This is a genomic window from Enterococcus sp. AZ119, assembly GCF_050546175.1.
Lineage (GTDB): Bacteria > Bacillota > Bacilli > Lactobacillales > Enterococcaceae > Enterococcus > Enterococcus faecalis.
Genome location: NZ_CP172951.1, coordinates 2,241,979 through 2,255,077, shown reverse-complemented (window position 1 = coordinate 2,255,077; position 13,099 = coordinate 2,241,979). Strand labels below are relative to the sequence as shown.

The 13,099-nt window shown below is 37.1% G+C and carries 11 protein-coding genes; 10 read left to right on the top strand and 1 reads right to left on the bottom strand.

From position 1 onward, the window contains the following. Positions 1-3: 3 nt before the first annotated feature. Positions 4-2,187, bottom strand: a complete 2,184-nt coding sequence (nrdD, locus tag IGL37_RS10930) for an anaerobic ribonucleoside-triphosphate reductase (protein ID WP_002385686.1) — start codon at positions 2,185-2,187, stop codon at positions 4-6. A 405-nt stretch (positions 2,188-2,592) separates the two neighbouring features. Between nrdD and IGL37_RS10925 the strand changes: the two genes are divergently transcribed. The 10 genes from IGL37_RS10925 (at position 2,593) to IGL37_RS10880 (ending at position 13,072) form a co-directional block, all read left to right on the top strand. Further along, positions 2,593-3,360, top strand: coding sequence for an ABC transporter ATP-binding protein (locus IGL37_RS10925; protein ID WP_002356382.1), 768 nt, complete (start codon positions 2,593-2,595; stop codon positions 3,358-3,360). Further along, a complete protein-coding gene (locus IGL37_RS10920) occupies positions 3,350-5,446 on the top strand; it encodes an ABC transporter permease (protein WP_033917829.1) in 2,097 nt (698 codons plus the stop codon). The genes IGL37_RS10925 and IGL37_RS10920 overlap by 11 nt, the downstream gene beginning before the upstream one ends. A gap of 203 nt (positions 5,447-5,649) precedes the next feature. Then, entirely contained in the window at positions 5,650-5,799 is a 150-nt protein-coding gene (locus IGL37_RS10915) for a teichoic acid D-Ala incorporation-associated protein DltX (protein ID WP_002356384.1), read from the top strand. Between the two features lie 14 nt (positions 5,800-5,813). After that, positions 5,814-7,334 (top strand): D-alanine--poly(phosphoribitol) ligase subunit DltA, encoded by a 1,521-nt coding sequence (gene dltA, locus IGL37_RS10910; RefSeq protein WP_002368807.1) that lies wholly within the window; start codon positions 5,814-5,816, stop codon positions 7,332-7,334. Then, positions 7,331-8,536, top strand: a complete 1,206-nt coding sequence (gene dltB / locus IGL37_RS10905) for a D-alanyl-lipoteichoic acid biosynthesis protein DltB (RefSeq protein ID WP_002372329.1) — start codon at positions 7,331-7,333, stop codon at positions 8,534-8,536. Before dltA ends, dltB begins: the two co-directional genes overlap by 4 nt. A gap of 32 nt (positions 8,537-8,568) precedes the next feature. Continuing rightward, on the top strand, positions 8,569-8,805 hold the full coding sequence (dltC, locus tag IGL37_RS10900) for a D-alanine--poly(phosphoribitol) ligase subunit DltC (protein ID WP_002356389.1): 237 nt from the start codon (positions 8,569-8,571) through the stop codon (positions 8,803-8,805). Beyond that, complete coding sequence (gene dltD / locus IGL37_RS10895) at positions 8,805-10,079, top strand: D-alanyl-lipoteichoic acid biosynthesis protein DltD (protein ID WP_002356390.1); 1,275 nt, start codon at positions 8,805-8,807, stop codon at positions 10,077-10,079. Before dltC ends, dltD begins: the two co-directional genes overlap by 1 nt. 212 nt (positions 10,080-10,291) lie before the next feature. Then, positions 10,292-11,374 (top strand): M42 family metallopeptidase, encoded by a 1,083-nt coding sequence (locus IGL37_RS10890; protein WP_002372326.1) that lies wholly within the window; start codon positions 10,292-10,294, stop codon positions 11,372-11,374. 20 nt (positions 11,375-11,394) lie between these two features. Then, entirely contained in the window at positions 11,395-12,186 is a 792-nt protein-coding gene (locus IGL37_RS10885; protein WP_002372324.1) for a DUF975 family protein, read from the top strand. A gap of 145 nt (positions 12,187-12,331) precedes the next feature. Beyond that, positions 12,332-13,072: an MBL fold metallo-hydrolase gene (locus IGL37_RS10880; RefSeq protein WP_002356393.1), complete on the top strand. Its 741-nt coding sequence runs from the start codon at positions 12,332-12,334 to the stop codon at positions 13,070-13,072. Positions 13,073-13,099: the final 27 nt, after the last annotated feature.

Genomic DNA, 13,099 nt, shown 5'->3' with positions numbered 1-13,099 from the left:
AGTTTAATTTTTTAAATGTTTCACACGAGAGGAAATTTCTTTGTGACGACCATGTACCATTGGGCGAGCTTGCGGGTTACCTAAATAACCACAAGTCCGTTTAACGACATCACAAGTCTTAGGATCATGATTGCCACATTCTGGACATTCAAAGCCACGTTCAGTTGGATGGAAGTCCCCTTCAAAACCACAGGCATAACAATGATCAATTGGCGTATTGGTTCCTAAATAGCCAACTTTGTCATAAGCGTAATCCCAGACAGCTTCAAGTGCTTTGGGATTTTGCTGTAACATGGGGTATTCACAGTAGTGGATAAAACCACCAGAACAGTATTTTGGATAATCCTTTTCAAAATCAAGTTTTTCAAAAGGCGTTGGATTTTTGCGTACATCATAATGGAAACTATTTGTGTAATATTCTTTATCTGTAATATTTTCGACGATGCCAAATTTTTCAGTATCTAAACGGCAAAAACGGTCAGTCAAGCTTTCGCTCGGTGTAGAGTAGACACTAAAATGATAGCCGTATTCGTTGCCCCAGTTGTCGGCATTTTTTTTCAGTTCTTTTAAAATATCCAGTGTAAAGTTTTTGGCCTCTTGATTGTCCTCCCAAGCACCGCCGTAAAAGGCAGAAGCCACTTCATACAAGCCAATATAGCCAAGTGAAACCGTGGCACGTTTGTTTTTAAACAGTTCATCTACGGCATCCTGTGTAGCTAAACGTTTTCCAAATGCACCATACATGTATAAAATCGGTGCATTCGCTGGTTTAGCTTCTTTAACACGTTCAACCCGATAAACCAAAGCATCTTTAACGATCGCTAAACGTTCATTTAAAATTTGCCAGAACTTTTCTTGGCTTCCTTGCGCTTCTAAAGCGATTCTTGGTAAGTTCAAGGTCACAACGCCTAAATTCATTCGGCCAACATTTACTTCTTCACCTTGTTCGTCTTTCCAGCCTTGTAAAAAGGAACGACAGCCCATTGGTACCTTAAAACTACCTGTTAGTTCAACGATTTTATCATAGTTTAAAACATCAGGATACATGCGTTTCGTTGCGCATTCCAGTGCCAGCTGTTTAATATCGTAGTTTGGATCAGTAGGTTGCGCATTGACGCCGCGTTTAATTGTGAAAATCAGTTTTGGGAAAATAGCTGTTCGTTTTTCAATCCCTAAGCCATTAATTCGGATTTGTAAAATCGCCCGTTGAATTTCTCGCTCAAACCAGTTGGTACCTAAACCAAATCCCAGAGAAGTAAAAGGGGTTTGTCCATTGGAAGTAAATAAAGTATTAATTTCATACTCAAGACTTTGCATGGCATCAAAAATATCTTTTTTCGTTTTCTTCCGAGCGAATGCTTTTTGGCGTTCTTCTCCTTCAATCCATTCTTGCGCATCTGCTAAATGTTTTTCATAATTACGTTCCGCAAAAGGCGCTAATAATTCATCAATCCGATCGGCAGAGCAACCACCATATTGACTGGAAGCTACATTGGCAATAATTTGAGAAATTTGTGCAGTGGCCGTTTGAATTGATTTTGGTGATTCGACATCAGCGTTCCCAATTTTAAAGCCATTGTTTAGCATGCCTTTAAAATCAATTAAACAGCAGTTTGTCATGGGCGTATATGGATGATAATCTAAATCGTGGTAATGAATGTCGCCTTTTTGATGGGCATTAGCCACGTGTGAAGGCAACATCTTTAAACCAATTGATTTTCCAACAATCCCAGCGGTTAGATCACGTTGCGTATTAAAAACGTCACTGTCTTTGTTGGCATTTTCGTTCACGACAGTCTGATCTTTATTAATTAATTTGCCGATAGATACATTAATATCAGTCGCTTTACTACGCTCAAAATCACGTTGGGTTCTGTAATGAATGTATTCTTCGGCTAAGGCATATTCGTTGTTGGATAGCAGAGTATGTTCCACAATATTTTGAATTTCATAAATTTTTACGTTATTGGTAAAACGTTCGGCAATTTCTCGATTGACATCGGCAACAATCGATTGGACTTTTTGATGTGTCAAAGGAGTGACTTGGTCATGTATTTTTTGTTCAGCTTTGATCAAAGCATCGTATATTTTTTGATCATCGAAAGTCACTAAACGACCATCCCGTTTGACGACTTTAATTGTTGAGAGATTAACATCCTCGGCTTTTTCATCAGTAATCTTCATCATTTTATCCAGCTCCTTATATCTCGTTAGTAACTATCCTAATACAAAGGTCGGCTAAATTCAATCGATATATTGCGTATTTTTAGTAAAATATCACTAGACAAACACTATATATTGTGCTTGCACTGTTTTGAAAAAACATGAAAACAAATGAAGAAAAGGATTGAGCAAATTTTTTTGCGTGAAAAAAATTCTTTGTCCAAATTAAAAAACAGCAAAGATTTTTTTGCCAAATTGCTAAAAGCAACACTAAAAAATAACAATTATTAAATAATAATTGTTTGCGGATTTATTCACGAAATGCCAATTATTCTTTGACTACCGAACGATATTGTAAGATAAAACGATGTTCATTCAGATTTTTTCTTGGTAAAATAAGAGTAATAACAAAACGTTGGAGCGAGAAAAATGAAAAAAATTGTAGAAGTAAACCATGTCAGCAAGACATATGGTCGTTTAAATAATAAAACAGAAGTATTAGATAATATTTCGTTTACCGTTGATGAAGGCGAATTTGTGGGGATTATGGGTCCCAGTGGTGCTGGGAAATCGACACTGTTGAATGTCTTATCCTCGATTATTTTGCCAACCGCAGGAATCGTGCGCATCGCCGGACAAGATATTTTAAAAATGCGAGATAATCAATTAAGTGATTTTCGAAGAAACGAAATGGGGTTTATTTTTCAATCGTTTAACCTAATTGATACGTTAAATGTGAAGGACAATATTCTGTTGCCTTTAGCTGTAGAAAAAGTTTCATTAGAAGAAATGGATAAACGTTTGTTACATGTGACTTCGATTTTGGGGATTCAGGAGCTTTTATCTGCTTATCCACCAGAGATATCTGTGGGACAAAAACAACGGGTAGCAGCTGCTCGTGCTTTGATTACGAACCCTAAAATTATTTTTGCAGATGAACCAACTGGCTCGCTGGATTCAAAATCAGCAACAGAATTGTTGAAATATTTAGCTGAAATTAATCTACATGATGATGCCACAATTTTGATGGTGACACATGACCCGTACACGGCCAGTTTTTGCAATCGCATCTTATTCATTAAAGACGGTGCGATTTTCTCAGAAGTTGTTCGTCAAGGATCACGTAAGGAATTTTTTAATCGTGTGATAGATATGCAAGCAACGATTGGTGGAGGCGGGCGCGCAAATGATTTTTAAACTATCATTAAAAAATTTAAAAGCTCATGTACCTAATTATCTGGTTTATTACATTAGTATGACTTTTGCAGCGGTCGTTTATTATTGTTTCCGTGCGATTGCTTACAACCAGCCTCTTGTCGCAGGTGCAGGCCGTGATATCGAAATTAAGCGATCTTTAGGACTCGGTAGTACCTTAGTCACCATTATTATTTTGGGCTTTATGTTGGCAGCAAATCGTTTTTTTATAGGAAAACGTAGCCAAGAAATTGGCTTGTATCGATTAATTGGCTTGAGAAAGAGCCAAGTTTCACTAATTTTTTTAGTAGAAAATTTAGTTTTAGGCTTTGTTTCACTAATTAATGGAATTATTTTAGGAGTGATTTTCACCAAGTTGTTTTCAATGATTTTAGCCAAAGTTATGTTTTTAGAAGTCCCCAGTTTCTTCTATATTTCTTGGCGTTCCGTTATTGAAACCGGTGTAGCTTTTGCATTTATGATTTTGATTGTCTGCTTAAGAAGTATTTGGATGATTTATCGTTATCCATTGTCGCAGCTTATGCACCAAGAAAAAATTGGTCAAATTAATTATAGTCGTTTAACGAAACGGCGGCAGTTTCTAGGTATTTTAGGACCTATTTGTTTACTGGCTGGTTATTTTATTGCGTTTGATTTTCGGAATTTAGCGACAGGTATTGTGTATAAACAATTAAATGATTCATTGGATATCTCGATTCCGATGATTATTACATTGACGCCTTTTATCATTTTGGGTCTATGTGTGGTGGGAACTTATTTATTTTTCCGTTATACCATGTATTTTATCATTCGCTTATTTAATCATAGAAAAAAATGGTATTACCAATATTTACGTATGATTACTTTAGGCAATGCCAAACGCTACTTATTTAAAAGTAGCAAAACACTCACTGGTTTGACCTTATTAATTGCGACAGCCTTGAGTGGGATTGGCGTGATGGTTTTTGTGTATACGATTAGTATGCACACGGTCAACAGTGATGGTCCCGTGGACTTTTTAGTTTCACAGGAAAGCTATCCTAAATTGAAGAAAGTTCTCGATGAAGCGAAGGACACCAAAATAAAAAATGAAGTGATACTTTCTTATAAAATTACTGGAATTGAACGCAGTTTGCGAATTGGTCAAGCGCAAGAGGAACAAGAAACGATTGAAGCAGTTAATGTTTTATCCTTCTCCAACTACCGCAACTATCAAAAAATTAATCCTTATTTAAACGATTTACATTTAAAAAATGACCAAAGTGTTATCTATATGGATAGCTTTACCAATATTTTAAGTGGTATGTCTCGTTATGAATCGAAACTGCAATTTGTTGAAGGAGAGAAGGCACAACTGCAACAAGTGCTGCCTAACTATCTAGGTAATTTTTTATTGCAATATTCCTTACCAACGATTGTCGTTTCCGATGCCCTTTATCAGAAAGTGACAAAAAATTCCATTCAGTATCAGATTAACGCCGTAAATGTTGACACGAAAAGCCGTGAAAAACTTTATGAAGCCGTAAATAAACAGATTGCCACAGAATGGCAAGCGCCAATTTTGTATAAGTATGAAAAAAATAACCAGCAGTTGAGTGGTTTTGCCAAACAAATGCCTAACGAAGAGGCAAAGAATACGCAAGATGATGTCACAGAAACTTGGCGGCTAAATATGAATGATCGCTACGCCTCTTTACGCTATGAACGAAAAATTAACGGCTTGACTTTATATGTCTCCATGTTTGTGGCAATTTTAGCGTTGTTTATTACGGGCAGTATTTTGATGTTACGACAACTCTTTTCAGCTGTAAGTGAGCGTCAAGATTACGTGACTTTAAAACGGATGGGTGTTTCTAGTAAAGCGATAACTAAGCAAATTTATCGACAGAATAGTTTGATTTTCTTTCCGCCGATGGTCATTGGGATTTTGCATACCACCTTTGCCATTTATTTGTTAAGCCAATTTATTAAGAGTCCAGGATATTTGTTAGTATATCTTTCTTGTGGAATCTTAATAATTGTTTATCTAATTTTTTATATTTTAACGTCTGCCATTTATGCGCGGATGATTCGACACATCCATTTTTAAAAAACTGTAAAAGCCGTTGTGAAGCGGTTTTTACAGTTTCTTTATGCGAAAAAATTATGAGAGTTCCGTTTATGAAAATCATGAAAATTTAAGAAGTGACGAAATTGTTAGTTTTTTTATTAAATTGTAAGAAATTTCAATGGACTTTGCTGAAATATAGCATAAAATAATGGATAGCGATTAACCTTAGGAGGTGAATGATAATGAAAACAACTTTTCAGAAAATTCTCAATAACGAAAGTCTTAAATTCATCGGTAAAACGTTATTTTATTCTTTCATTGTCATTGCATTAATTTATCTTTATCATTACAAGAATATCAATGGAGGAACCTTCATTTATAACGAGTTTTAAGGAGGCGGCTATACATGGAAAAAGTAATTAATATGATTCAAACGATTGATGAATGGGCACGTAAAGAACCCCAACGGCCTGTTTATTTAACCGAAGAAAAAGTCTCTACGTATGGAGAGTTAAAAGAAAAGTCAGACAATCTAGCCGCTTATTTAGCTGAGCTGAAAACGGACAAGTCAGCGATTGTCGTATATGGAGAATTAGATTTTGAAATGATTGTGAGTTTTTTAGGCGCATCGAAAGCTGGTTTTAGCTATATCCCCATTGATGCACATACACCAAAAGAACGCATTGAACTAATTCTAAACGTAGCCAAACCAACCGCAGTGATTGCTGTGCATGAATGGCCTGAGTTAGCCACCGAAGTGCCAGTAATTACGGCGGAAGAATTAACAGAAATGATGATGCATGCACCTCGACATGCGCCTGCGTTGACGCCTGTCACAGGAGCAAGTAATTACTATATCATTTTCACTTCAGGGACAACTGGCGTACCAAAGGGTGTGCAAATCAGCCATGATAATTTAGTTAGCTTTACGAATTGGTTGTTGCAAGATTTTGGTTTAGAAGAAGGGGCCCGCTTTTTAGCACAGGCACCTTATTCGTTTGATTTATCGGTGATGTCTATTTATCCCGCATTGGCGTTAGGCGGCTCATTAACTCCGTTACCCAATGAAATCATTAACGATTTTAAACAATTATTTACGCGTTTGCCACAATTAACAATCGACGTCTGGGTTTCAACACCGTCCTTTATTGAATTGTGTCTAATGGAACCAAGCTTCGATGGTGAACATCTACCAGCACTGCGCACGTTTTTATTCTGTGGAGAAGAATTACCAAAACCAACGGCTGAGAAATTAGCCGCTCGTTTCCCAACTGCGCATATTTATAATACGTATGGGCCGACAGAAGCGACTGTAGCGATTAGTGCCATTGAAATCACTCAAGAAGTTTTAAAAAGTGTTCAACGTTTACCAATCGGGTATGTGAAAGAGGATACGCAAATTTATATTATGGAAGGCATGTCAAAATTACCTGCAGGTGAAATTGGTGAAATCGTCATTGCTGGACCAAGTGTTTCCAAAGGCTATCTAAATAATCCTGCGAAAACAGCTGAAGCTTTTTTCCAATTAGATGGCGTACCAGCTTATCGCACAGGCGATGCTGGAAAGTTAGTCGATAACCTATTGCAGTATGAGGGACGCTTAGATTTTCAAATTAAATTGCATGGCTACCGCATTGAGTTAGAAGAAGTGGATCATCACTTAACGAATGTTTCCTACGTGAAACAAGCAGTCGTTGTGCCGAAATATCAAGGAAATAAAGTCCAACAATTAATTGCCTATGTCGTTCCGCAAGCACATGAATTTTCAAGTGATTTTCAATTAACTAAGGCAATTAAACAAGAATTAGCCACGTTGACAATGGACTATATGATTCCGCAAAAATTTGTATATGTTGAACAATTACCTTTGACAAGTAATGGTAAAATTGATCGGAAAGGGTTGATGAATGAGGTGAATGCCACATGATGAATTTTCCTCATATGATTCCCTATAATGCACCGTATTACTTTGTTCTGCTAATTGCGGCCTTGTTGCCGATGATTTTAACTTTAGCCATTAAAGGGACACGTTGGCCTTGGTACCAAACACTCGTGACACTGGTCTTTCTATATATCAGTTTTGGTGGCGAATTTTGGCAACAAGGAGTCGCTCTGATTGTATATGTTATTTATCAAACGTTACTAACGTGGGGCTATGCGGCTTATCGAAAAAATAAAAATGCAGGTTGGGTCTTTTATCTGGCTGTCTTTTTAGCTATATTACCGCTTGTTTGGGTGAAAGTTTCTCCCTTCATGACAGGCAAAACAACCTTACTTGGCTTTTTAGGGATTTCTTATTTAACCTTTAAAGCGGTCCAAGTGGTCATGGATTTACGGGATGGCGTAATGAAAGAATATCATCCGTTTCGTTACATTCAGTTTCTCTTGTTTTTCCCGACTATTTCTTCAGGACCCATCGATCGTTATCGGCGCTTTGAAAAAGATTTGAAAAACCCGCCGAGTGCGGAGAAATATTTAGACTTTTTAGAAAAAGGAATTTTTTATTTATTTCTAGGATTTTTATATAAGTTTATTATCAGTCATTATCTTGGTGGTGTCTTTTTACCACATGTGGAAAAAATGGCCTTGGCACAAGGTGGTTTATCTTGGTGGACAGTCGGCTATATGTATAATTACAGTTTGTATCTATTCTTTGATTTCGCAGGCTATAGTTTACTGGCCGTTGGCACAAGTTATTTAATGGGCTATGATACACCAATGAACTTTAACAAACCGTTCCTAAGTTGGAATATTAAAGAATTCTGGAATCGTTGGCACATGACCTTATCTTTTTGGTTCCGTGATTACATTTACATGCGCTTAATGTTTTTCTTATTGAAAAAGAAAGTCTTTAAGAGTCGGATTGTGACTTCTAATATTGGTTACTTTGCGTTGTTCTTAATCATGGGCATTTGGCATGGATTAACGTGGTTCTACATCGCTTATGGGCTCTACCATGCAACACTAATTTGTGTGACAGATGCTTGGCTACGTTTTAAGAAAAAACATAAAGACAAGATACCATCAAACAAATTTACACATGCATTTGCAGTCTTTTTAACTTTCCAAGCGGTTTGTGTCAGCTTCCTGATTTTCTCAGGATTTTTAGACAAACTATGGTTTAAATAAACAAAAATAAAAATATAAAGGGGCAATTTACAATGAACATTCAAGAAACAGTATTAAACATTTTAGAAGATATTACAGGAACAGACGAAGTTGTGAACAATCAAGACATTCAATTATTTGAAGAAGGATTATTGGACTCTTTAGCAACGGTTCAATTATTAGTAGAAATTGAAGGACAATTAGGAATCCAAGTTCCTGTATCAGACTTTGACCGTGAAGTATGGGGAACACCAAAACAAATCATTCAACAAGTGGAAGCTTTACAATAATGTCTAGAAAAAAACGACTAATCAGAATCTTAGGTCCAGTGCTTTGTTCAGCGGTCTTGGTTGCAGTGTTCTTTTTTGCACCGTTCAGAATCAATTTAACTTCCGAAAAAACGTTGAAGGAAGCATCAACGTCAATGGCACCGAACGTTTTAAAAGGCAATGTGATTAAAAACAAAGCAGTGGCTTCTGGTAAATATGTTCCTTTTTTTGGCTCTTCTGAATTAAGTCGATTTAGTGCTTTCCACCCTAGTGTGCTCTCTGAAAAGTATCAACGGAACTACCGACCGTTTTTACTAGGAGAAGCGGGCACACAGTCATTAACCCAAGCGATGGTCATTCATTCGATGGGCGATGCGATTGCCAATAAGAAAGCGGTCTTTATTTTATCTCCGCAATGGTTTGTCAAAAAGGGTGTACCTAATGATAGTTTTGGTGCACACTATTCACAATTACAAACCTATCAATGGTTAGCTAATTTAACCGAATTAACCAGCGGTGACCAATATCTAGCACAACGTTTGACCAAATTTCCAGTTGTTCAAAAAGACAAAGTCTTAATGGAAACCTTGGCAAATCTGCAGGCAGGGCAACTTCCCCAACGCTCTCAACGAGATTATTTTATAATGAATCTCCGTTTCTTGAATCGTGAAGATGAATTGTTTAGCCAAATTGGCATGGTTAGCAGAGAACCAATTGTTGAAAAAGATATGAAACAATTACCTGCTACTTATAATTTTAATGAATTAGATCAGCTAGCTGGAAAAATTGCGGCAAAAGCCATTAATAATAATAAATTTGAAATTAGTAACGGTTTTTATCGCCAACGGATTAAACCAGTTTTACCGAAATTAGCTCATTCACAAAAGAAATGGGATTATCGTTTTTCTCCAGAATATGGTGATTTCCAAGCTGCGTTAGAACAGTTAGCAGAAAAAAATGTCGATGTTTTATTTGTAATCCCACCTGTTAACAAACGTTGGTCGGACTATACGGGCTTGTCACAAGATATGTTGCAACAAGTAGCACGCAAGCTGAAATATCAACTTCAAGAGCAAGGCTTTACTAACATTGCTGACTTCTCAACATGTAGTAATGAACGCTACTTTATGGCGGACACGATTCATTTAGGTTGGCGTGGTTGGCTCGCTGTTGATCGTCAAGTAGATGAATTTATGAAACAACCTGCGTCTAAAAAGTTAGCGTATCAAATTGATGATCGTTTTTATCAGACAGATTGGCAACAACAAAATCCATTGGTCTTACCTCAATTTTAAGAAGGCAAGATGGATCAAGTACCAATTATCTGAAGCGGACTAGAAGCGCTTCGTAACAATGAAAATAGCCTGTACCTGCCGTTGAATAACGAGCGTGCAGGCTGTTTTTTCGTTTATTTTTAGTGGAGAACGTTGCTCAATTTATTTTTTGTAAGTATTTTTTTAGTTCGTGGTATAATGGATAAAATTGGTTTTTGAGGGGAGTTATTTTTATGGATGCAAAAGAAGAAAAAATGTTAATTGATTTAACAAGTGCTAAAGGGATTGCTGGGAATGAAGACGAAGTACGTTCGTTATTTAAAAAGTATGCAGCACCGTATGCGGATAAATTTTTATATGATGGCCTTGGCAGTATTATTGCAAAAAATGTTGGTGATAAAGAAGGACCAAAAGTCTACATTTCTGGGCATATGGATGAAGTCGGTTTCATGGTTACCCAAATCACAGAAAAAGGCTTTTTAAAATTTCAAACTGTTGGTGGTTGGTGGGGGCAAGTGATGTTGGCCCAACAAGTTCAGATTAAAACCACGACTGGTAAGGTTTACCATGGTGTCATTGGGTCTAAACCACCGCATGTGTTAACAGCGGAAGTTCGTAACAAACCCTATGAGATTGCAGATATGTTTATTGATATTGGTGCAAGTAGCGATCAACAAGTTGCAGAATGGGGGATTCATCCAGGGGATATGGTGACACCATATATTGACTATCGTCGCATGAATGATACAAAATTTTTATTGGCAAAAGCGTGGGATAACCGAATTGGTACGGCCGTTTCATTAAAAGTTTTAGAAAATTTAGCGACAGAAGGGCACCCCAATATTTTATTTGCAGGCAGTGATGTGCAAGAAGAAGTCGGGCTACGCGGTGCGCAAACAAGTACGCATCTTGTGAATCCAGACATAGCGTTTGCTTTAGACACAGGAACAGCTGGTGACACACCAGGAATGACACCTAAAGAAGCCGACTCTATTTTAGGTGAAGGGCCACAAATTTTGATTTATGATGCATCAATGATTCCGCATAAAAAATTACGTGATTTTGTTATTCAAGTGGCGGAAGAAAATAACATTCCCTTCCAATATACAGTGATTACAGGGGGAGGTACGGATGCTGGCCGCATGCATTTAACGCGCAACGGGATTCCATCATTAGCCATCACGGTGCCTGTTAGATATCTGCATTCACATACCTCAGTTATTCATGAAGATGATTATTTCAACACAGTCAAATTAGTCACAGAAGTGGTGAAACGTCTAGATAAAGAAACAGTCGCTAAATTGACTAGTTATTAGTTTCAGAAAGGATGGAATGAATGAAAAGTTTAGTAACAAATTCGCAACATCGTGCCAATGCTCGCAGAGCTCTTGATGGGCAATGGGGGATCATGGCTTGGTTAACTTTCTTAGGAGTGGTTTTACAGAGCTTCTTAACATCGATTGTGCAAAATTTATTTTCTGGTGAAAATCAAGTTTTTCAAAGTAGTTTTGCCGCAGTATTACTGCAAATTTTTGTTTTATTCGCGTTAAGTTATGCGCTATATTACGCAGCCTTGAAGGTGTTACGTGGTGAAAAGGTGCGGGTCAATATTTTAATGAGTGTTTTTCAAGGAAAATATTATGGTCCGCTATTTGTGGTCAACCTACTTCAAAAAGTACTTGAACGTGTAATTGGTTTGTTATTTTTGTTACCAATTTTATTTGGAGCAGGGACAACCTTGTATTTCAAATTGATGTTTAATACAGTTACACCAGAGGAAATTCAGACCTTTTTCTTAAATGATTTTTCCTTTTTCCTAGCGTTTGGCGTTGCCTCTATCTTGATCTTTTTAATTGGCTTATTTGTGAGTGGCGTTTTTCAATTTGCTGTGTGGCTACGTTTTGATAATCCAGAACTGCCAATTATGATGGCGTTGAAACAGGCGTTATATTTAATGAAAAATCGTTTTTGGCAATATTTATGTTTACAATTTTCTTTTATTGGTTGGTATATTGTGGGCTTTTTAGCTATTGGTATCGGTTTATTATGGGTGATTCCTTATAACTATGTAGCGTTAGCTAGTTTTTATCAAACTGCCTTAGAAGAAAAAGGCTTAGCCGAAGAATAAAAAAGAAGCTTGAATCCTTCGTTATCTCGACAAAGGGTTCAGGTTTTTTCTTTGGTCTTTTTGTGAAAATTTAAGCGTTTTAACCTCGTTTTTCCGTTATTTTATGGTAACATGGAAGTATCGTATTGAAGGAGGTTGTCCACACATGAAATTGACTGTCTTAGGCTGTTTAGGTGCTTATCCATACAAAGGAGAAGGAACGAGTTCCTATTTGTTAGAATCTGAAGGCTTTCATTTGCTTATTGATGCAGGCAGTACGACATTAGTGCGTTTAGAAAACTATCTAGATCCATTGAAATTAGATGCTGTCATTCTGTCGCATTACCATCATGACCATATCGCAGATTTAGGTGTTTTACAATATTATCGTCAGCTTTATCCAACGCTGGAACCGACACCTATTTTGCCAATATATGGCCATACACAAGATCAAATGCATTTCAAAGAACTAACGCTTCCTAACGTTTCCGAAGGGAAAGAGTATTTTGAAGCAGAAGAGTTGGCAGTAGGACCATTTTTAATTACTTTCATGGAAACGATTCATCCTGTCACTTGTTACGCGATGCGGATTGTTGAAAAAGCGACTGGCAAAGTCTTTGTCTTTACAGGAGACTCTGGTTACTTAGCAAGTTTTGAAGACTTTGCAAAAGACGCGGATTTATTCTTAGCGGATACGTACTTATTTGAAGGTAATGAACGACATCATGCACATTTTACGTCAAGAGAAGCGGGTGAAATTGCCAAAGCAGCACAAGTCAAACAATTGATGTTGACCCATTTACCACAACATGGGTCATTGGAACAACTACGGGAAGAAGCGCAAAACTATGCTGGAACGGAAATTCCAGTGACATTAGCCCAACCAGATTTAACAGTTGAGATTTAAAAAAGTAACTATACCAAGGGAGAGAAC